At 46.5% G+C, this 20,141-nt stretch carries 21 protein-coding genes and 1 tRNA gene; 20 read left to right on the top strand and 2 right to left on the bottom strand.

Annotated features, from left to right (window positions below):
• Positions 1–49 precede the first annotated feature (49 nt).
• The 12 genes from hisB (at position 50) to V1498_RS18935 (ending at position 10,103) form a co-directional block, all read left to right on the top strand.
• A complete protein-coding gene (hisB, locus tag V1498_RS18990) occupies positions 50–637 on the top strand; it encodes an imidazoleglycerol-phosphate dehydratase HisB (protein WP_409295424.1) in 588 nt (195 codons plus the stop codon).
• The gene (hisH, locus tag V1498_RS18985) at positions 638–1,270 is read left to right on the top strand and encodes an imidazole glycerol phosphate synthase subunit HisH (protein ID WP_409295422.1); all 633 of its coding nucleotides are present in this window, start codon (positions 638–640) and stop codon (positions 1,268–1,270) included.
• Entirely contained in the window at positions 1,267–2,001 is a 735-nt protein-coding gene (hisA, locus tag V1498_RS18980) for a 1-(5-phosphoribosyl)-5-[(5-phosphoribosylamino)methylideneamino]imidazole-4-carboxamide isomerase (protein ID WP_409295420.1), read from the top strand. The genes hisH and hisA overlap by 4 nt, the downstream gene beginning before the upstream one ends.
• Complete coding sequence (gene hisF / locus V1498_RS18975; protein WP_409295418.1) at positions 1,998–2,756, top strand: imidazole glycerol phosphate synthase subunit HisF; 759 nt, start codon at positions 1,998–2,000, stop codon at positions 2,754–2,756. The genes hisA and hisF overlap by 4 nt, the downstream gene beginning before the upstream one ends.
• Positions 2,753–3,409 (top strand): bifunctional phosphoribosyl-AMP cyclohydrolase/phosphoribosyl-ATP diphosphatase HisIE, encoded by a 657-nt coding sequence (gene hisIE, locus V1498_RS18970; RefSeq protein ID WP_409295416.1) that lies wholly within the window; start codon positions 2,753–2,755, stop codon positions 3,407–3,409. The genes hisF and hisIE overlap by 4 nt, the downstream gene beginning before the upstream one ends.
• Positions 3,410–3,509: 100 nt before the next feature.
• Positions 3,510–5,015: a tetratricopeptide repeat protein gene (locus V1498_RS18965; protein ID WP_409295414.1), complete on the top strand. Its 1,506-nt coding sequence runs from the start codon at positions 3,510–3,512 to the stop codon at positions 5,013–5,015.
• A gap of 111 nt (positions 5,016–5,126) precedes the next feature.
• Positions 5,127–6,083, top strand: coding sequence for a thioredoxin-disulfide reductase (gene trxB / locus V1498_RS18960; RefSeq protein WP_409295412.1), 957 nt, complete (start codon positions 5,127–5,129; stop codon positions 6,081–6,083).
• A 311-nt stretch (positions 6,084–6,394) separates the two neighbouring features.
• Positions 6,395–6,853 (top strand): 8-oxo-dGTP diphosphatase, encoded by a 459-nt coding sequence (locus V1498_RS18955; RefSeq protein ID WP_409295410.1) that lies wholly within the window; start codon positions 6,395–6,397, stop codon positions 6,851–6,853.
• Positions 6,854–6,883: 30 nt separating this feature from the next.
• Positions 6,884–7,783: an RNase adapter RapZ gene (gene rapZ, locus V1498_RS18950; RefSeq protein WP_409295408.1), complete on the top strand. Its 900-nt coding sequence runs from the start codon at positions 6,884–6,886 to the stop codon at positions 7,781–7,783.
• Complete coding sequence (locus V1498_RS18945) at positions 7,773–8,741, top strand: uridine diphosphate-N-acetylglucosamine-binding protein YvcK (protein WP_409295406.1); 969 nt, start codon at positions 7,773–7,775, stop codon at positions 8,739–8,741. The genes rapZ and V1498_RS18945 overlap by 11 nt, the downstream gene beginning before the upstream one ends.
• Positions 8,742–8,794: 53 nt before the next feature.
• Positions 8,795–9,739, top strand: a complete 945-nt coding sequence (gene whiA, locus V1498_RS18940; RefSeq protein ID WP_409290319.1) for a DNA-binding protein WhiA — start codon at positions 8,795–8,797, stop codon at positions 9,737–9,739.
• A gap of 106 nt (positions 9,740–9,845) precedes the next feature.
• A complete protein-coding gene (locus V1498_RS18935; protein ID WP_409290318.1) occupies positions 9,846–10,103 on the top strand; it encodes an HPr family phosphocarrier protein in 258 nt (85 codons plus the stop codon).
• 47 nt (positions 10,104–10,150) lie between these two features.
• Here V1498_RS18935 and clpP read toward each other — a convergent pair whose 3' ends face one another.
• The gene (gene clpP, locus V1498_RS18930; protein ID WP_409295404.1) at positions 10,151–10,759 is read right to left on the bottom strand and encodes an ATP-dependent Clp endopeptidase proteolytic subunit ClpP; all 609 of its coding nucleotides are present in this window, start codon (positions 10,757–10,759) and stop codon (positions 10,151–10,153) included.
• 283 nt (positions 10,760–11,042) lie between these two features.
• Here clpP and V1498_RS18925 point away from each other — a divergent pair.
• The 3 genes from V1498_RS18925 (at position 11,043) to V1498_RS18915 (ending at position 13,353) form a co-directional block, all read left to right on the top strand.
• Positions 11,043–11,114 (top strand) — tRNA-Arg (locus tag V1498_RS18925).
• A gap of 452 nt (positions 11,115–11,566) precedes the next feature.
• Entirely contained in the window at positions 11,567–11,854 is a 288-nt protein-coding gene (locus tag V1498_RS18920; RefSeq protein WP_409295402.1) for a hypothetical protein, read from the top strand.
• Between the two features lie 1,124 nt (positions 11,855–12,978).
• A complete protein-coding gene (locus V1498_RS18915) occupies positions 12,979–13,353 on the top strand; it encodes a hypothetical protein (protein WP_409295400.1) in 375 nt (124 codons plus the stop codon).
• 88 nt (positions 13,354–13,441) lie between these two features.
• Here V1498_RS18915 and V1498_RS18910 read toward each other — a convergent pair whose 3' ends face one another.
• Positions 13,442–13,564, bottom strand: a complete 123-nt coding sequence (locus tag V1498_RS18910) for a hypothetical protein (RefSeq protein ID WP_409295398.1) — start codon at positions 13,562–13,564, stop codon at positions 13,442–13,444.
• Between the two features lie 1,329 nt (positions 13,565–14,893).
• On the opposite strand from V1498_RS18910, the gene rpoN reads away from it, so the two are divergent.
• The 5 genes from rpoN to V1498_RS18885 all read left to right on the top strand — a co-directional run bounded on the left by rpoN (position 14,894) and on the right by V1498_RS18885 (position 20,115).
• Entirely contained in the window at positions 14,894–16,210 is a 1,317-nt protein-coding gene (rpoN, locus tag V1498_RS18905) for an RNA polymerase factor sigma-54 (protein WP_409295396.1), read from the top strand.
• An 18-nt stretch (positions 16,211–16,228) separates the two neighbouring features.
• A complete protein-coding gene (locus V1498_RS18900) occupies positions 16,229–16,468 on the top strand; it encodes a glutaredoxin family protein (protein ID WP_409295394.1) in 240 nt (79 codons plus the stop codon).
• A 185-nt stretch (positions 16,469–16,653) separates the two neighbouring features.
• Complete coding sequence (locus tag V1498_RS18895) at positions 16,654–17,670, top strand: sugar-binding transcriptional regulator (protein WP_409295392.1); 1,017 nt, start codon at positions 16,654–16,656, stop codon at positions 17,668–17,670.
• A 60-nt stretch (positions 17,671–17,730) separates the two neighbouring features.
• A complete protein-coding gene (gap, locus tag V1498_RS18890) occupies positions 17,731–18,738 on the top strand; it encodes a type I glyceraldehyde-3-phosphate dehydrogenase (protein ID WP_409295390.1) in 1,008 nt (335 codons plus the stop codon).
• A 192-nt stretch (positions 18,739–18,930) separates the two neighbouring features.
• Complete coding sequence (locus V1498_RS18885; protein ID WP_409295388.1) at positions 18,931–20,115, top strand: phosphoglycerate kinase; 1,185 nt, start codon at positions 18,931–18,933, stop codon at positions 20,113–20,115.
• Positions 20,116–20,141 lie beyond the last annotated feature (26 nt).

The following is a 20,141-nucleotide window of genomic DNA, read 5'->3' as shown; positions in this document are numbered from 1 at the left end:
ATTTCCGGGAAATGGGGACAGTCCCCGAAAAGATCAGGAGGTTGATTGGATGGATAGGATAGCGAGGGTTGAGCGGAAGACGAATGAGACGGATATTAAGCTGGAGTTTGGAATTGACGGAGAGGGTCTTTCTTCGCTTGAGACTGGGGTTCCGTTTTTGACTCATATGCTGGATTTGTTTGCGAAGCATGGGCAGTTCAATTTGATTGTGGATGCAAAGGGCGATATTGAGGTGGATGATCATCATACAACCGAGGATATTGCCATCTGCCTGGGCCAGGCGCTGTCTGAGTCGCTTGGGGACAAGCGCGGCATCAAGCGGTATGGCAATGCTTTTGTGCCTATGGATGAAGCGCTGGCACAGGTAGTGGTTGACCTCAGCAACCGGCCTCATCTTGAAATCCGTGCTGATTTTCCTTCCAAGAAGGTAGGGACGTTTGATACGGAGCTGGTGCATGAATTCTTATGGAAGCTTGCACTTGAAACCAGGATGAATCTCCATGTGATCGTTCATTACGGCAGTAATACCCATCATATAATAGAAGCCGTTTTTAAGGCGCTGGCACGGGCATTAGATGAGGCAACGACCATTGATCCAAGAATCAAAGGAGTTCCTTCAACGAAAGGGATGTTATAAATGATCGGCATCGTAGACTACGGAATGGGCAATTTATTCAGTGTCAGCAAGGCACTGGAACGCCTGGGAGCGGAATATTTCATTTCCTCTGATCCTGGTGAGCTGACCAAAGCCCGTGCGCTCATACTGCCAGGGGTAGGTGCCTTTAAAGATGCCATGAATCAGCTGGATTCTCTTGGTCTGATTCCGTTTTTAAGGGAATATGCGCTGAGCGGTCGCCCTTTCCTCGGAATCTGCCTCGGCATGCAGCTGTTATTTGAAAGCAGCGAGGAGCATGGCTTTTCAGAGGGACTGGCCCTGCTTCCGGGAAGAATCAGGCATTTTCCAGGACAGGATGCTGGCGGCACGGCTTATAAAGTGCCCCATATGGGCTGGAACAGGTTGAAATTCCACGTGCCCTCTCCGCTATTTGACGGGATAACAGAAGACTATGTGTATTTTGTGCATTCCTATTTCGCGGTGACAGATGCTGCCATCATTAACGCCAGTGCAGAGTATGGTGAAGAAGTTCCGGCAGTCGTTTCCCGCAACAATGTAATGGGCATGCAGTTCCATCCTGAAAAAAGCGGCGGGATGGGGATGGCCCTGCTCCGTAATTTTATTAATCTCTCAGAAAGCAAGGTGGCCCTATGAGCTCTTTTACGATATATCCAGCGATTGATATGCTTGGCGGAAAATGTGTACGGCTCCTGCAGGGAGATTACAGCAAGGAAACGGTTTACGGGGATTCACCGGAAGACATGGCAAAAAGTTTTGCAGACCAGGGGGCGGACTGGATACATATGGTGGACCTTGATGGTGCCAAAATCGGTCTGCCGGTAAATGCCGGATCTGTGATTCAGGCTGCCAAAATGCTTAATGCCAGCATCCAGGTAGGAGGCGGCATCCGGACGGAAGAGGATATCGCCCGTTATTTGGAAAACGGGGTGAAGCGGGTAATTCTCGGAAGTGTGGCTGTTTCCGATAAGGGCTTTACAAGAACCATGCTGAAAAAATATGGCGGGTCCATTGCAATCGGGATCGATGCCAAGGACGGCATGGCCGCAACACACGGCTGGCTTCAGACTTCGACTGTCAGCGCAGTGGAGCTTGGAAAGGCGCTGGCTGATGCCGGGGCAGAAACGTTCATTTTTACCGATATTGCCACAGACGGGATGCTCTCAGGACCGAATTTTGAACTTACGGCACGCATGGCGGAAGCAACCGGCCAAAGCGTCATTGCCTCAGGAGGGGTAAGCAGTCTTGCAGACATCAGGCAGCTCTCCGGAATGGCTGGTGCCGGTGTGACAGGGGCGATTGTCGGAAAAGCACTTTATACCGGTGTATTCAGTGTAGCTGAGGCCCTGGAAGAGGTGGAGGGATGATTACAAAGCGGATTATCCCCTGTCTCGATGTAAAAGAGGGGCGGGTTGTGAAAGGAATCCAGTTTTTAGGCCTGAGGGATGCCGGAGACCCGGTGGAGCTTGCGGCGTTTTATGACCGTGAAGGTGCGGATGAATTGGTGTTCCTGGATATATCGGCTTCCCATGAAGGCAGGAAAACAATGGTGGAAGTGGTGAAAAGCGTCGCAGCATCCCTCGCCATTCCCTTTACAGTCGGAGGTGGAATCAATTCCCTTGATGACATGAAAAGGATTCTGCGGGCTGGTGCCGACAAAGTGTCGCTTAACACGGCCGCTGTGCTGAACCCGGCATTGATTTCCGAAGGGGCGAGGTTTTTCGGGACTCAATGCATGGTTGTTGCGATTGATGCCAAATTCGACAGCGGCATAGGAACCTGGGTTGTGTATACCCATGGAGGACGGAAAAAAACCGATAAGACAGCAGTGAAATGGGCACAGGAAGCTGTGAGGCTCGGTGCCGGTGAAATTCTGCTGACGAGCATGGATAGCGATGGCGAGAAGAAAGGCTTCAATATCGAACTGACCAGTGCTGTAAGCAAGGCTGTGAGCGTGCCGGTCATTGCCTCGGGCGGTGCCGGAAATGCGGAGCATTTTTATGGGGCCTTCCAGGAGGGCTTCGCTGATGCCGCACTGGCGGCGTCCATCTTTCACTATAAGGAAACATCGGTCAAGGAAGTAAAAACGTATCTTAATGAGCGGGGAGTGAACGTACGATGAACATAGATGAACTGAAGTTTGATGAAAACGGCTTGCTGCCGGCCATCGTGCAGGATTACCGGACAAAAGAAGTGCTGACCCTGGCTTATATGAATAAAGAATCGCTGAAATTATCGATTGAATCAAAGGAAACATGGTTTTTCAGCCGTTCACGGCAGGAGCTCTGGCATAAGGGAGCCACGAGCGGCAATACACAAAGTATCCAGGAAATTAAATGGGATTGTGACAGCGATGCCCTGCTAGTGCTTGTTGAACCCTCTGGTCCTGCCTGCCATACAGGCGCCGCAAGCTGCTTTACGGACAGCCTGTTGTTAACGGATGTTGACGGACAGGAAGCTGGCGCTGTTGAAGGGGCGAAGACTTCAGTTGATTTTCTGCTTGAACTCGAGGCGCTGCTGGAGCAGAGAGAAAAGGAGCGGCCGGAAGGATCTTATACCACTTATCTTTTTGAAAAGGGAGTGGACAAGATCCTTAAAAAAGTCGGCGAGGAATCAGCGGAAGTGATCATCGCCGCGAAGAATAGGGACCAGGAAGAACTGAAATGGGAAACCGCCGACCTGTTCTACCATGTGCTCGTCCTGCTTCGTGAGCAAAATCTTCCGTTTCAGGAAGTACTGGAAGTCCTCAAAGAAAGGCATGCCGCCGGGAAATAATCGGGAAATGGGGTCTGTCCCCCCAAAGTGGGGGTCCCCATTTCCCTTTTTTGTGGTATAATGCTTTGGTTAGTCTATGTTTGATTTATTGGAGGACTTCATGTCTAAGGATTCAAAGGCGGAGCGGAAGGCTCAGGTTTTTTCATTTTTTCCGACGGCGGAATATTATTTCAGCAAGGGGCTGAAGTATTTTCACCGCAGGGATTTAAATAAGGCGAGGAAATACATCGAGAGGGCGCATGAGCTTGAAAGTACGGAGCCAATGATTGCGTGCCAGCTTGCGATTGTCTGTACAGAGCTTGGTGAGTACGAGTATTCAAATGAGCTGCTGCTGGATGTTTTGCATAATCTTGATCCCCTCATGTATGAATGCCACTATTTTTTAGCAAATAATTATGCCCATTTAGGCATGTTTAAAGAAGCATATAAACAAGTACATCTTTACCTCGATCATGAAGAAGATGGAGAGTTCAGCGACGATGCGGAAGATCTGATCGACTTGATCGCATTTGAACTGGATGAGTCCGGTGAGACACTTGAGAATCTGGACCGGCAGGAAGGCCTGATCACCAAGCAGGAGCAGGCACGGGAACAGCTGGAAACCGGCAATTTCCCTAAAGCGGTTGCCTCATTGCAGGAGATTGTAAAAGAATATCCGGACTTTTGGTCGGCTTATAATAACTTGGCGCTTGCCCATTTTTACCTGGGGCAGGTAAATGAGGCGTTTGCCGTGCTTGAGGATGTGCTGGAGAAAAATCCAGGCAATCTTCACGCGCTGTGCAATATGCTCGTGTTCAATTATTATGAACAAAATACAGAAAAAGTGGCAGAACTGACGGCGGGTCTGGATAAAATCCGGCCTATCATGAGTGAGCACCGGTTTAAGCTTGGGGCGACTTTCGCGATGACCGGACAGTATGAGCTTGCCTATAAGTGGCTGAAACAATTGCAGCGCAAAGGCTTTGAGCCGGACAGCACGTTTTATTATTGGCTGGCAGATTCGGCATACCATCTTGGCCATATGCAGACGGCCAGACAGGCCTGGAAGAAGCTTCTTTCCTTCAGCCCGGATAAGGAAGGGATGGAACCGTGGAATGAGGAAAGAGATGTGTCGGGCTTTGAAGACCATTTTCCTTCCATCATTAAGCGGCTGCAGAGCGGTTTGGCTGAAGAAAGGCTGTTTGGCATTTTCCTGACGGCTCATTCCTCCCACCGCAAAAAGATTATCGCTCATACGGCTTTTCAGGATAATGAACGCTTTGGGGAAAAAGAGAAGGAATACGCAGCCACTGCATCTGGAATGGGGCAGAAGCTGAGCAAAAACCTTCAGTTTGCAGATGCTGTCGCAGAGCTTCTTTTTCAGCATTATCATCCAATAAAGCTGACGGAAGCCGGCCTCTTTTTGATGTGGTATTCAGCTTACATAGAGGCAGAAAAGCAGAATGGACAGCTGAAAAATGAACGGGCCTATGCAGCTTCCATTGATTTTATCTGGAACAAGCTCAGGAACGAGCAAATCACCCAGAAAGAAGCGGCCGAAAAGTATGGGATATCCCCGGGCACACTAAGGAAGTATATAGACAGCGTCCATAACCTGCTCGTCTAGCATGAGCAGATTTTTGGACGATGTAGACTAATATAGGATAATCTTTAGGAAATACTAGGTTTATATCTGCATACATTGCTATGGATGCTTAAATATATTGAGGTGAACAGTATGTCTGAAGAAAAAATTTATGATGTCATCATTATCGGTGCAGGACCAGCCGGCATGACCGCCGCTGTTTATACATCACGCGGAAATTTATCCACTCTGATGATCGAGCGCGGAGTCCCGGGCGGACAGATGGCGAACACGGAGGAAGTAGAGAACTACCCTGGTTTTGAGACAATCCTCGGACCGGAGCTTTCCACCAAAATGTTCGATCATGCCAAGAAATTCGGTGCTGAATATGCTTATGGCGATGTGAAGAGCATTGTAGATGGCAGAGAGTATAAAACCGTTAAAGTTAGCAATAAAGAATATAAAGGCAGGGCCATCATTATTTCTTCCGGTGCCGAGTACAAGAAAATCGGTGTTCCTGGCGAGAAAGAACTGGGCGGCCGCGGCGTTTCTTATTGTGCAGTCTGCGATGGCGCTTTCTTCAGGAACAAAGAGCTTGTCGTGATCGGCGGAGGTGATTCAGCTGTTGAAGAGGGAGTGTATTTGACCCGCTTTGCTTCAAAGGTGACAATCGTCCACCGCAGGGATGAGCTGCGTGCACAAAAAATACTGCAGCAGCGTGCCTTCGATAACGAGAAAGTGGATTTCATCTGGAATCATACCATCAAGGAAATCAATGATAAGGACGGCAAGGTCGGAAGTGTGACACTTGTTTCCACCATCGACGGACAGGAACAGGAATTCAAGGCCGACGGCGTCTTTATCTATATCGGAATGCTGCCTCTTTCTAAACCGTTTGAGGATCTGGGAATAACGAATGTGAATGGATATATCGAGACGAATGAGCGCATGGAAACCAGAGTGCCTGGTATTTTCGCAGCAGGAGATATACGGGAAAAAACACTGCGTCAGATTGTCACGGCAACCGGTGACGGAAGTATTGCGGCACAAAATGCCCAGCATTATATCGAGGAGCTTATGGACAGCCTGAAAGCAGGACAGCCATCATAAGCGTCAATTCCATAATTTACATTTTCGTCATGCCGTTTTAATTCTGCTGTAACACGCTTGAAACAAAAAATGGGTAAGATAAAAATAGAAATTGACCCCCTTTTATACAAATTTATTTTGTAAAGCACAGGCAGATGCCTGTGCTCATTTTTTTGCCGTGAAGAGTTCGCTAAAAATACAATTCTCCTTCATTGTGGCGGCATTTCAAAAATAGTATAATGAAATGAAATAGAATTTTTTAGCACATCATAAGCTGGATAGACAGCTTGTTATATATAGTTTTTCAATGCTTTAGTAAGAGGTGAGGAACGGTGCAGCGCGTTACAAATTGTTTATTGGTTCATAATAATCATGCGTTAATGCTGAAAAAGCCGCGCCGGGGCTGGTTTGTTGCGCCCGGCGGGAAAATGGAGCCCGGCGAATCGATCAGGGATGCGTGTATCCGTGAATATAGGGAAGAAACGGGAATCTACCTGAAAAACCCAAAAATCAAAGGAATTTTCACGTTTATCATGAAGGATGGCGACCAGGTGCTTTCCGAGTGGATGATGTTCACCTTTTATGCCACAGATTTTGACGGTGTAAATTTAGAAGAGTCTGATGAAGGGGAGCTGTCCTGGCAGCCTCTCGATGAGATCAGCAGGCTTCCGATGGCGGCCGGAGATCACCATATACTGGATTATATGGTGCATGGGACTGGCATCATTTATGGCACATTCACATACACACAGGATTTTTCATTGATTTCATATAGACTCGACCCGAGTTAGTCCGGTCGAAAGGAAAGAGGGGAAACACAAATGAGCGGCTCGTCTAACGATATACAGCTGGTGATAATTACAGGCATGTCCGGCGCGGGTAAAACGGTAGCCATTCAAAGCTTTGAGGATCTGGGCTTTTTCTGTGTGGATAATCTGCCGCCTACACTTCTTCCCAAGTTCCTTGAACTGATGAAGGACTCAGGCAGCAAGATGAACAAAGTTGCCCTGGGGATGGACCTGCGCGGCGGCAAGGAGTTCTTTGAACACCTGTCGAGCGCCCTGGACTCGGTGAGTGAAAATGCATGGATTACCCCGCAGATCCTTTTCCTTGATGCAGAGGATTCGGTCCTTGTCAGCAGATACAAGGAAACAAGAAGGACACACCCTTTGGCACCGGCGGGCCGGCCGCTTGAAGGGATACAGCAGGAGCGGGAGATACTTGAGGACCTAAAAGGCCGGGCAAGATACATTTTTAACACGACCAATCTTAAGCCCCGCGAATTGAGAGAGAAGATTCTGGATGAGTTTTCGGTAAACAACAGCAGCACCTTCATGGTGAATGTGATGAGCTTCGGGTTCAAACACGGCCTGCCGATTGATGCCGACCTGGTCTTCGATGTCAGATTCCTGCCCAATCCTCATTATATAGACGCCATGAGGCCGAAGACAGGCCTTGATGATGATGTCAATCAGTATGTTCTGAAATGGAGCGAAACGCAGAAGTTCCTGGAAAAAGTCACAGACCTGCTCGGTTTCATGCTTCCTCAATATAAAAGGGAAGGCAAGGCGCAGCTGATCATCGCCATCGGATGTACGGGCGGCCAGCACCGTTCCGTCGCCCTTGCGGAATATATCGGCCACTTCTTCAAAAAGGATTACTACACCAAGATCACCCACCGGGACATTGAGAAAAGGAAGGGACTCACCGATGCCAAATGACCGTTTGCCGAAAATTGTAATCATAGGCGGTGGAACAGGCCTGCCGGTTTTAATCAGGGGTTTGAAGAAATACCCAATCGATATAGCAGCAATCGTGACCGTTGCGGATGATGGGGGAAGCTCCGGCCGGCTTAGGGATGATATGCAGATTCCACCGCCCGGAGATGTCAGGAACGTCCTGGCTGCCCTGTCTGATGTGGAACCGCTCGTTGAGCAGATGTTTCAGCATCGGTTCAGCCGTTCCGAGGAACTGACAGGCCATTCGCTTGGCAATCTGATCATTGCAGCCATGACCTCCATTACCGGGGATTTTGTCCATGCCATCCAGGAAATGAGCAAGGTCCTGAATGTCCGCGGCAAGGTCATTCCGGCCGCAAACCAGATTGTTGTCCTGAATGCGGAGATGGAAGACGGTACGATTGTGACGGGTGAATCGAAAATACCTCAGTATGGAAAGAAAATCAAACGGGTGTTTTTGACTCCTGAAGATATTAAACCGCTTTCAGAAACAATAGATGAAATCCGGAGCGCCGATTTGATTGTCATCGGGCCTGGGAGCCTCTATACAAGCATCCTCCCCAATCTTTTGGTACCGGAGCTTGGGCGGGAGGTATGCAGCGCGCCTGCGAAGAAGGTGTATATCTGCAATCTCATGACCCAGGCTGGAGAAACGCTCAACTTTACAGCAAGCGACCATATTGAAGCTATTTATGACCATATGGATTGTGCCTTTATCGACTCGGTGCTTGTGAATAATGAAGAAATCCCGCAAAGCGCCAAGCTGAAGTATAAAGAGGAATATGCAAAGCCGGTTGTCTATGACTTTGAACGTCTGGATAAACTTGGCGTCGAGGTCCTGCAGGAGCCGATTGTCAGCTATGATGGCAATGTGGTCCGTCATGACACCACAAAGGTCGCAGAAATTTTGTATGAAATTTTATTAAAGGAATCCAAATAGGTAATTTTCGGAATTTAGAATAGATCAAGGATACAACAGGAGGTGAATACAAATTGTCATTTGCATCAGAAACAAAAAAAGAACTCACCACTTTGGAGATGAAGGATTGCTGTGCGCGTGCCGAACTGTCAGCCTTAATCCGGATGAACGGCAGCATATCTTTCTCAAACCGGAAACTGGTGGTAGATGTCCAGACTGAAAACGCGGCAATCGCGAGAAGGATTTATACGCTGTTAAAGAAAAGCTTTGAGGTGCAGGTAGAACTGCTCGTACGGAAGAAGATGAAGCTGAAGAAAAACAATGTCTACATAGTCCGTCTTTCGCAGATGGCCCAGGAAATCCTCCTCAGCCTGAAGATTATCGGCGAGGGCTTCACCATCCACCACGACATCTCAAGCGAATTGATAGCTAAGAAGTGCTGCAGGCGCTCTTACCTCAGAGGGGCATTCCTTGCGGGAGGCTCGGTCAATAATCCTGAAACTTCTTCGTATCATCTGGAAATTGCCTCCATGTACAAGGAGCACAATGATAAGCTTTGTGAATTGATGAATGGATTCGACTTGAAGGCCAAAACGCTGGAGCGCAAAAAAGGCTATATCACGTACCTGAAGGAAGCGGAAAAGATAGCCGAATTCTTGAATATCATTGGCGCACACAGTGCACTCCTCAGGTTTGAGGATGTCAGGATCGTCAGGGATATGAGGAACTCGGTCAACCGGCTCGTCAATTGTGAAACTGCCAACCTTAATAAGACCATCGGTGCCTCGCTCCGGCAGGTGGAAAACATTAAGCTCATTGAATCCACTATCGGCCTGAGTGTGCTGCCTGACAAGCTGCGGGAAATTGCTGAGCTCAGGGTGGCTTATCAGGATATAACCCTGAAAGAGCTTGGGGAAATGGTATCCGGCGGCAGCATCAGCAAGTCTGGGATCAACCACAGGCTTCGGAAAATCGATGAGATTGCTGAAAAGCTCCGGGTCGGGGAACCGATTTCATGAAATTGCACACACCGCGCTTACATCTTTGAAACTTAGGATAAATAAAGATAATACTCAACTGTTTTACAACATAAATAATAAAAAGGTGCAGGGGAGGAAAAAGCAGATGGTAGAAAAAGTAGTGCAGGTGCGATTGAAAACCGGATTGCAGGCAAGGCCGGCCGCACTTTTTGTCCAGGAAGCAAACCGGTATTCAGCCGATGTGTTCCTGGAGAAGGATGGGAAAAAGGTTAATGCAAAGAGCATCATGGGACTGATGAGCCTTGCGGTAAGCGCGGGTACAGAAGTCAAGCTTGTGGCTGAGGGCAATGATGAAGAAGAAGCGCTCGAAGCGCTGCAAGCGTTTGTCCAAAAACAGGATTAATTAGAAGAGGCTCCGCTCCCCAAAAGGGAGCAGAGCCTCTTTTTAAATTATTTATCCAGTTTTCCCTTTTCAAGGTCATTACGAGTCATGATCTTGTCAACCAGGCCGTATTCTACGGCTCTTTCAGCAGTCATGAAGTTATCGCGCTCTGTATCGCGTGAAATAACCTCAAGAGGCTGGCCTGTACGCTCAGAAAGAATCTGATTCAATCTTTCACGAAGGAAGAGAATGCGTTTCGCGGCAATCTCGATCTCGGTAGCCTGACCCTGTGCTCCGCCAAGCGGCTGATGGATCATAACCTCACTGTTAGGAAGCACATAACGTTTGCCCTTTTCACCAGCTGCAAGCAGGAATGCACCCATGGATGCAGCCATGCCAATGCAGATCGTAGAAACCTTAGGCTTGATGAACTGCATTGTATCATAGATAGCCATACCGGCAGTGATGCTGCCGCCCGGGCTGTTAATGTACAGATAGATATCCTTCTCAGGATTCTCCGCTTCAAGGAACAAAAGCTGTGCTACAATAGAGTTAGACACATTGTCATCGATTGCGCTTCCGAGCATGATAATACGGTCCTTAAGCAGGCGTGAATAAATATCATAAGCACGCTCACCGCGGTTTGTCTGTTCAATTACTGTAGGAATTAAATTCATCTAATTTCTCCTCCTTTAAACAAGTAACCCAAATGGATTATTCATCCTAACCATATGATACACTTATTGGTCAATTTAGGTCAAACGTTACACTGCAATTTACACAAAGTTTCCTTCGACATAAATTCCGCTATGTAGTAAATACTAAGTAAAAGCCTGCCCTTTTAGCAGCAAATTAAATACTTTAACCATGATACCCAAACTTATCCGTTTTAAACATAATTTAACCTTGCAAAAAGCTTGGAAGTGAAATATAATATCTTTCTGGGAACATTAATAACTTGCCCTCGTGGTGCAACGGATAGCACGTGAGATTCCGGTTCTTAAGATGTGGGTTCGATTCCTGCCGAGGGCGTACTTTAAAGGCTTACAAATCAAGCGTTTCTGCGAATTGATAGTTCGTGGAGACGCTTTTTTTGTATCTGAATTTCTTGTTTTAAATACTGCGAATAATAACCAGCAATATAAAAACGCTCCTTTGAATAGTAAAGGAGGTCCCCTATCACTAGACGAGAAAAGAAATCACAAATAAGACGGTAATACATTCACTTCAACAATTACAATCTATACCAGAAATAGAAATATAGGCTTACGAACATGCTCATATTGAGTTTTTATAGCACGGCAAATTCAAGCCCACTCTCCTGACACAGTCATGTTCTATGATAAGGTAATTAAACAAACTAGAAGGAGATCCGCATGATTCACCATTATAAGCATTAGCAAATTACCTTTATTCAGATTGGATTTTCACAGGAGTTAAATCCTCCAGCCGCCACATCAATCTCCTCAAAATAGAGAGAGTGTGTGAAGAAGGGCTTATTTATTATTTTATTGTGTTTCTTTCTGGCCGTATGTAAACAGAAACGGGATGAAGTAAGTCAGAACATTCGGGATGAAGGTATTCATTTAATAAAAGAAAAATTTACAACTAGTATTGTTAAGTGTTATCCCAATTTAGAAGATATCTTTGGTTCTTTAAATTTATCGGAAGAAAACATTGAGCAAGGATATATTGCAGCAGTTGCTGGAGTAAATGAGGAAAGAGAAGTTGCTTCAACCAGTAAGGCAGATACATTGATGAAGCAGACTTAACTTTGACTGCCACTTAGGTTTAGTGATATAGCAAACAAAATAGATCAATCCTTGTTCTTTAAGGGAGTATAGAACTTAGCGATTACTAAAATTATGGATTTACCAATTGCTAAATACTTATCAACGCCTGTAATTCCAACAGAAAGTGATTCCTGGAATTTGTACTTTATAGAAATTCATTCAATAGTTATATCAGGGCTTAATAATTGGAGAATTATATTCTGTATTTAATAAATTGGTTTGAGATCTAAAACCATTATTAAACCGTTCACATTAGATATAAATATCTGCCATAGAGCATAGCCCTTAGTGGAATTGGACTAATTATCTGTAGTAAGGAACAAAGGGTTATTCCCGAGAAGAGCATGAATTATTATTAGTTTTTGACAATAGTACTGGCAAATCCTACGAAATAGAGGAATAGCGAAAAAGAATAAATGAAATTCAAAAAAATATGGAGTGGCAATTAAGAGGAGCATTCACGTCATGTGAATGCTTTTTTATTAATGCGCCCGGCATGGCGTAATCTATAGGGTGCGAGTCCCAAACCGTAAAGGCAGTAGTAACGGTTAGCTTAACGCAGGGGGTATCCAGGGCGACTTGGAATCTGAAAGAAGCGGGCGGCATACCGCCGGTCTGAGGAATACAAACTTCATATAAGGCTGAGTGTCATTATGTGAGTCTGCTATATAAGGTAAAGCCCATACTGCCGAATGTGTCATTGGGTAGCTGAAGCAGTTAGGTGGAGGGAAAGATTTCACTCTTACCTGGGGTGATCTGGCTGGTATACCAAGTACCCTTGGTAACCTGCCCAGTAATGGGCTGCTGAACAGCCAGAAGTCAGCGGAAGCCTTAGTACCCAAAAGACTTGAGCCGACAGGAGAAGGGCGGAACCAATACCGACTGAAGCAGCGAGACAAAGAAAGTCACGGAATAGATGGAATGACCGTAAAAGAACTGCGGAGGCATCTCTATGAAAACTGGGGCTCCCTTGTTTCCACTATTATAAACACATTGAATTCGTATGCAAATTTGAAATAGGGCGAATTTTCGTCAGTTTGTCCATACAAACCTCGTAGGTTTTACATATCGTATATTAGATCAATAGGAAAGGAATGATTGATTTGGCATGTAAGGAATGTAATAAGCATAAGAATCCATGTCCTAAAAGGCCTAAAGATAGAGAGGTAGAAAGAAAAGTGTTTGAGAACTGTGCCCCGTTTGCTGGGACTTCGAATACAGTGGGCAATGTCATTTTTGATGTTGAGCCAAACACTCTGCGGGTATTGGCAGCTGGGACAATCGAAAACTTTAGCGATGCGCCAATAAACGTTATCTTTGAGAGAAGTACAGGCAACATTACACAGACCATTAATGGAAGATCTTCACTTACGTTCGTATACGATGATCTTACACGTATAACGGTATTCGGTTTTGGTGCACCTTATTCCGGTACTATTAAAGTCCAAGCTAATTACTTTTTTGAAGATACAATTTAATCCTTCAGCGATTTTTTAATAGAAAGCTTACTCTAATTAAATAATAGAAAAGAGGACCAGTTTCAAGTTTTGGTTCTCTTTTTTTACTTTATCTAGAAGAGTTATCAACTACATCTTTTACAGTTACTTTAGTCTTGCGATTAGCGGTTGCCGAGAGAATGGTTATGCCAAGATCAGGAGAAACTTGGAAGCTGGCGGCAGCATCTGCCACAGGCTGGCCTCCACAGCTAAAGGTACGACTTATAATTTTGATTTTTGCATTGAAAGCTCTCATTGTGTCTTTGTCCACGCAGCGCTGCGGCCGCATCATCTGAACTCTGGTAATATCTCATATATACCCCGCCTTTTCTTACACAGTCTTATACGCTGCACAGTGAAAATGCGTACTAGGAAAAATGATAGAAAAAGAGCGGATTTAATAGAAAAACTAAAAAAAGCCCTGCATGAGCAGGGCTTCTTCTATGGAGTTAACCGCTGACTGATCCACCAGTCGATATGGTCAAGGTTGAAAATAATAAGATTGCTGACAGACTTATGATGTGGTAATTCTCTGTTGTGTATAAGACTGAGGATTTCCTGCTCAGTAAGAGGGTATCCCACTGAATCCAGGTAAACGATTAATTTTGCTATTCCATAGACTTTCCTCAAACCTATCACCTCCCACCAAACCCTCCTTGTCCAAGGAAAACTTAGCGTGGGGTATTAAGCAGAGAGAAGTAATAAGTTATTTACCCTTATTTAAGTATGGTAACCATTTGCCGGGGTTTATTAGTCTTGGTCCATTTCGTTTTAAAGGCACGCGGCAGAATAATAAACATATTAATTCTAAACCATCTTTGGCAAAATGGCTTTATTTCGATATTGCAGGGAAATTGTCAAATCTCAAAATTCCTTTGCTATTCAGCGATTTGAACTAAATTCATGCGATAAAAAGCTATATAGCTTAAAAAACAAGATGATTTTATCAAAAAAGTGTTACGCGAGATGACTTGACTGTCACTGGAGTGAATCCTAAGGCTTAAAACAATATTTACTTGCGGAAATGAACAACTTACTTGCCGATATAGTGAACTTACTTGCGAATTTTTAAATTTACTTGCGGAAGCTGATCGTTTACTTGTGGAAACGGGGGATTTACTTGCGGTACTCCACAATTCACTTGCAGATAACACTCCCAGGCCTCTGCCTTCCTGATAATTTCCAGCATCCGGACCAGGCTGGCAATCAGTGCGAGAATATAGAGGGAACTTGGAAGGCACCGCTTTCCGCTTTTATGTTGTCCAGCTCCGGACTGCCGCCTTCGGCCATAAGTCGGCCAGCAGTAAAAGGCAAGGGCGGCCTTTTACTGCCGCCCGCTTTACGTCTGTCAGGCGGCTGCTTTTCACCAATCTCTTATTGGCTATTAATGTGCCTGCATCATTCTGCTTTTGATAAGTATATCCTGAAAAGCACCGTCCTCCGCTTTTATAATTGGAAACGTTTACATATCCATTGTCTGCCTTTTTATTTTATAATGGGGGAAGGTAGAGGGGGCGTTTGGATGGAACTGGGGAATGGGTTGTTTCAGCAGCAGGGTCTGCGGCTTTCGATGACGCAGGAGCTGAGTCAGGCGATTGCTTTGCTTCAGTATTCGTCGCAGGAGCTGGCGTCTTTTTTGGAGGAGCGGGCGGTGGAGAATCCGCTTGTTCAGCTGGAGCCAGCATCTTCTTTTGGAGGGACGGGAGGCGCCGGGCGGCGGAGGGCGCCGCGTGAGCGTGATGCATCATATTGGCTTGAGCAGATCGGCGGGCCGCCGGTTTCGCTTCATGATTATTTATGGATTCAGGTAGGACTGCAGAATCGGGATGAAGAGGAGAAGCGGGTGCTGAAGGGCCTGATTCTGAATCTTGATCAAAATGGCTATCTGCGGGCGGATTTAGCAGATGTTGCAGATATGGCGGGCTGTGATGCGGAGATGGTGGAGCGCTGCCTTGGATATATTCAGGGGTTGGAGCCTGCCGGTGTAGGGGCCCGAAGTCTCCAGGAATGCTTGCTGCTTCAGGCCGGACGGATGAAGGGGGGGAAGCAGTATGCCGAAGCAGTCCTCGGGGAGCATTTTATGCTGTTTGCGGAAAAGCGGTGGAAGGATCTCGCGAAGAAGCTTGGCATCACGCTTCAGGATATCCAGGAGGCGCAGGATTTCGTTCTGACGCTGAATCCGAGGCCGGGTGCGTCATTCCAGTCGGAGAAGCCCGCGTATGCGGTGCCGGATGTGAAAGTGGAGCATAAGGACGGCAGGCTTCAGGTCGCGCTTGTGGAAAGAGGCTCTGGCTGGAGCCTGAATCAGGACTATTATGATTCCTTGAAGTCATCGCGTGAGCATGGTGTGAGTAAATTCCTCCAGGAGAAATGGCAGGAGTATCAGTGGATCTCCAAAAGCCTGCTTCAGCGGCGGGAGACGATTTTAAGAGTGACGAAGCTGATTGTGGAGAAGCAGGCGCCCTGTTTCATGAAGGGGCTTGCCAGTCTTAAGCCGATGACCATGAAGGAAGTGGCGGATGAGCTGGGGATCCATGAGTCGACGGTGAGCCGGGCGGTGCGGGATAAGTTTGTGCAGGCGCCGTTTGGGACGGTGGAGCTTCGTGCGTTTTTTACTGCACACATTCAGTCCGTGTCCTCGGGTGAGATGTCGGCGGAGGCTGTCAAAAGGGAGCTTGTGCGGCTGATTGAATCCGAGGAGAAGACGAAGCCGTTATCAGATCAGGATCTTTCTGATATATTAAAAAAGGAAAAAGGAATCCTTCTTTCGAGGAGGACGGTCGCCAAGTACCGCGACCTTCTTAATATACCTTCTTCTTCCAAACGGAAGCGATATTAGACAGGCAGGGATGGAGTTATGACAGAACTGATTTTTTATACAAGATCACAATGCCCGCTTTGCACCAAGGCGAAGGATGTGCTGGAGGTGCTCGGGGCAGAACATGATATTTCGATAAAAGAAATTGATATCCATTCAAGCGATGAGCTTGTGGAGCGTTTCGGCCTTATGATTCCTGTGGTGGAATGGAAGGGGGAAGTTCTGCAATACGGGCAGATAGATGGTGCCGCGCTCATAGGACAGCTGGGCAGGGGATAAGCTCAATCCCTTGGTACAGTAAGCGTTTGCAGAAAAAAACCTGAACATATCAGTTGAACATTGCATATACTCCTGTTAGAATAAATGTTGAAACAGGGGTATTTTTTTTACGGCATGCGGGACATAATATGTCTATGCGGGACTAAAATTGACCAGCCTGTTGCGGCTATTAAAGGAGTCAAGAGATGCGCTCATTAATTGAGGTTCAAAAAAAGCTGCTGCCTGATTTAATGGATGTCATGCAAAAGCGCTACCAGATCCTACGTTACATAAAATTGATGCAGCCTGTAGGCCGGCGGAACCTGGCAGCCAGTCTTAACCTTACTGAACGGACTCTGCGTGCAGAAGTAGAATTTCTCAAAGACCAAAACCTTATCAACATTCTTCCGTCGGGAATGAACGTCACTGATTCGGGACTTGTTCTTTTGGAGAAATTAAATGGTGTAATGCGAGAGGTAATGGGTATAGACAAAAAGGAAGAGCTTTTAGCCCGTTCCTATTCCATTAAAGAAGTTATTATAGTCAGCGGCAACAGTGATGGCGCACCCGGGGTCAAAAATGAATTGGGAAAAGAATGTGCTTCTTGTATAAAAAGGAATTTATCGGGTGATAATATCATCGCTGTGACTGGCGGATCGACGCTTGCGGCTGTAGCCGGAATGCTGACGCCGGATCCGCGCCGGACGCTCTTTGTACCAGCAAGAGGCGGACTTGGCGAGGATATGGAGAACCAGGCGAACACGATAGCGGCCAATATGGCAGCGAATATGAATTCCGCCTGCCGGGTGCTGTATGTGCCTGAACAGGTAAGCAAGGAAGCTTATTTCTCTTTCATGAAAGAGCCGGCCATCAAAGAAGTGATTTCCTTGATTAAGCGGGCGAATATTGTGGTCCATGGTATAGGCGATGCCAAAGTAATGGCGAGCCGCCGCAGATCGTCGCCGGAGGTCATGGATAAGATTGAAGCAGGAAATGCTGTAGGGGAAGCCTTTGGGTATTATTTCAACGAAGCCGGCGAAATTGTCCACAAGGTCCATACAGTTGGCATTCAAAAGGAAGACCTGGAGCATGCAGACAGTGTGATTGCTGTCGCGGGCGGAAGCTCGAAGGCCAAGGCAATCAGGGCATACCTGAAAATGGCACCATCAACAACCACCCTTATCACCGACGAATCAGTCGCAAACGAGTTATTAAAGGGCTAAGCCTTTTAAGATATATTTATTAAAATAATGATTCCCTAATATTAAAGGAGGATTTTTTAAATGACAGTAAAAGTTGGTATTAACGGATTTGGACGTATTGGACGTAACGTATTCCGCGCGGCTCTTAAGAACCCAGAGGTTGAAATCGTGGCAATCAACGACCTTACAGATGCAGCTATGCTTGCTCACCTGCTGCAGTATGATACAGTTCACGGAACTCTATCTGAATCAGTAACAGTTGACGGTGATTCACTATTAGTTGCCGGCCAAAAAATTAAAGTACTTGCTGAGCGCGATCCTGCACAACTTGGCTGGGGCGACCTTGGAGTAGAAGTGGTTGTTGAATCTACTGGCCGTTTCACTAAGCGTGACGATGCAGCTAAGCACCTTGAAGCCGGCGCTAAGAAAGTCATCATCTCTGCTCCTGCAAACGATGAAGATATCACAATCGTTATGGGTGTAAACAACGACAAGTACGATGCAGATAACCACCATGTTATCTCTAACGCTTCTTGTACAACAAACTGCCTTGCGCCGTTTGCAAAAGTACTTCATGAGAAGTTTGGAATCGTACGCGGCATGATGACTACTGTTCACTCTTACACAAATGATCAGCAGATCCTTGACCTTCCGCACAAGGACTACCGCCGTGCACGTGCAGCAGCCGAGAATATTATCCCGACTACTACTGGTGCTGCAAAAGCGGTTGCCCTTGTACTTCCTGAACTTAAAGGCAAGCTGAACGGTATGGCAATGCGTGTGCCTACACCAAACGTATCAGTGGTTGACCTTGTAGCTGAGCTTGAAAAAGACACTACTGTTGAAGAAGTGAACGCAGCCCTTAGGGAAGCTGCTGAAGGCGATCTTAAAGGAATCCTTGAGTACAACGAGCTTCCGCTTGTATCTACTGACTACAACGGCAGCACATACTCTTCTTCTGTAGATGCATTGTCTACAATGGTTATGGAAGGCAACATGGTAAAAGTACTTTCTTGGTACGATAACGAAACTGGTTACTCTAACCGTGTTGTAGACCTGATCGACTTCATCGCAAAAAAAGGTTTTTAATAAACTGAAAACCACTTAATATTAGGCTTTATGAATAAATATAGCTATAATATTTAGGAATAAGGGGAGCGGGGACTTATGCCCTTCTTCCCCTTTTTTTTGAACAACAGCTAAGAGCTTTAACAGGTGAAACCTGGGGCAGATGACAAGTGGGAACAGCCCCGGTCTATTTAATGAGGAGGTCTTTGGTTCATGAATAAGAAATCAATCAAGGATATTGATGTTAAGGGCAAACGGGTATTCTGCCGCGTCGACTTTAACGTACCTATGCAAAATGGCGAAGTAACGGATGATACGAGAATCAGAGCTGCTCTTCCAACCATTCAGTATTTAAGAGAGCAGGGAGCGAAGGTTATCCTCGCCAGCCACCTCGGCCGTCCTAAGGGGCAGGCAGTGGAGGAACTGAGGCTGAATCCTGTAGCAGGCCGCCTGAGCGAGCTATTAGATGTTCAAGTGAAAAAAACAGACGAAGCATACGGTGATTCTGTCAAAGAAGAAATCAGCAGCATGTCTGAAGGTGACGTCCTTCTTCTTGAGAACGTCAGGTTTTACCCGGGGGAAGAAAAAAATGACCCTGAACTGGCCAAGGCGTTTGCTGAGCTTGCGGATGTGTATGTGAATGACGCATTCGGTGCCGCACACCGTGCCCATGCTTCAACTGAAGGAATTGCGAAGAACATTCCTGCCGTTGCCGGACTGTTGATGCAGAAAGAGCTTGATGTACTTGGCAAAGCGCTCTCGAATCCGGATCGTCCTTTCACGGCCATTGTGGGTGGAGCGAAGGTCAAGGATAAAATCGGCGTCATCGAGAACCTCCTTGATAAGGTGGACAACCTGATCATCGGCGGCGGACTTGCTTATACTTTCATAAAATCCCAGGGACACGAAATTGGGAAGTCCCTGCTTGAAGAAGATAAAATCGACCTGGCTAAATCCTTCATTGAAAAGGCCAAAGAGAAAAATGTGAACTTCTATATGCCAGAGGACGTTATCATCGCAGACGATTTCTCAGAGGATGCCAATACCCGGGAAGTCAGCATTACAGAGATTCCATCTGACTGGGAAGCATTGGATATCGGACCGAAAACCAGAGCAACGTATGCTGAAGTAATTAAAAACTCCAAGCTTGTGATCTGGAATGGACCAATGGGTGTATTCGAACTGAATGTGTTTGCTAATGGTACCCGCGCGGTAGCTGAAGCCCTTGCAGAAGCAGACGGCGTGTTCAGCGTGATCGGCGGAGGAGACTCTGCAGCGGCGGTCGAGAAGTTCGGCCTGGCTGAAAAAATGTCTCACATCTCAACCGGCGGCGGTGCATCACTTGAGTTCATGGAAGGCAAGGAACTGCCTGGCGTAACAGCCTTGAACGATAAGTAAGACCAGTAAGTAACGGAAAGGGTGGT

Source organism: Paraperibacillus marinus, assembly GCF_046237605.1.
GTDB lineage: Bacteria > Bacillota > Bacilli > Bacillales > DSM-1321 > Paraperibacillus > Paraperibacillus marinus.
Note: the sequence above shows the minus strand (reverse complement) of the source record. Positions and strands in the feature narration are given on the sequence as shown.

Coding starts and splice junctions, on each gene's coding strand:
- hisF (WP_409295418.1), top strand. CDS start 1,998: ATGATTACAAAGCGGATTATCCCCTGTCTCGATGTAAAAGAGGGGCGG.
- V1498_RS18945 (WP_409295406.1), top strand. CDS start 7,773: ATGCCAAATGACCGTTTGCCGAAAATTGTAATCATAGGCGGTGGAACA.
- rpoN (WP_409295396.1), top strand. CDS start 14,894: ATGGAACTGGGGAATGGGTTGTTTCAGCAGCAGGGTCTGCGGCTTTCG.
- V1498_RS18900 (WP_409295394.1), top strand. CDS start 16,229: ATGACAGAACTGATTTTTTATACAAGATCACAATGCCCGCTTTGCACC.
- hisB (WP_409295424.1), top strand. CDS start 50: ATGGATAGGATAGCGAGGGTTGAGCGGAAGACGAATGAGACGGATATT.
- V1498_RS18895 (WP_409295392.1), top strand. CDS start 16,654: ATGCGCTCATTAATTGAGGTTCAAAAAAAGCTGCTGCCTGATTTAATG.
- trxB (WP_409295412.1), top strand. CDS start 5,127: ATGTCTGAAGAAAAAATTTATGATGTCATCATTATCGGTGCAGGACCA.
- V1498_RS18965 (WP_409295414.1), top strand. CDS start 3,510: ATGTCTAAGGATTCAAAGGCGGAGCGGAAGGCTCAGGTTTTTTCATTT.
- clpP (WP_409295404.1), bottom strand. CDS start 10,759: ATGAATTTAATTCCTACAGTAATTGAACAGACAAACCGCGGTGAGCGT.
- hisIE (WP_409295416.1), top strand. CDS start 2,753: ATGAACATAGATGAACTGAAGTTTGATGAAAACGGCTTGCTGCCGGCC.
- rapZ (WP_409295408.1), top strand. CDS start 6,884: ATGAGCGGCTCGTCTAACGATATACAGCTGGTGATAATTACAGGCATG.
- hisH (WP_409295422.1), top strand. CDS start 638: ATGATCGGCATCGTAGACTACGGAATGGGCAATTTATTCAGTGTCAGC.
- gap (WP_409295390.1), top strand. CDS start 17,731: ATGACAGTAAAAGTTGGTATTAACGGATTTGGACGTATTGGACGTAAC.
- V1498_RS18935 (WP_409290318.1), top strand. CDS start 9,846: ATGGTAGAAAAAGTAGTGCAGGTGCGATTGAAAACCGGATTGCAGGCA.
- V1498_RS18885 (WP_409295388.1), top strand. CDS start 18,931: ATGAATAAGAAATCAATCAAGGATATTGATGTTAAGGGCAAACGGGTA.
- hisA (WP_409295420.1), top strand. CDS start 1,267: ATGAGCTCTTTTACGATATATCCAGCGATTGATATGCTTGGCGGAAAA.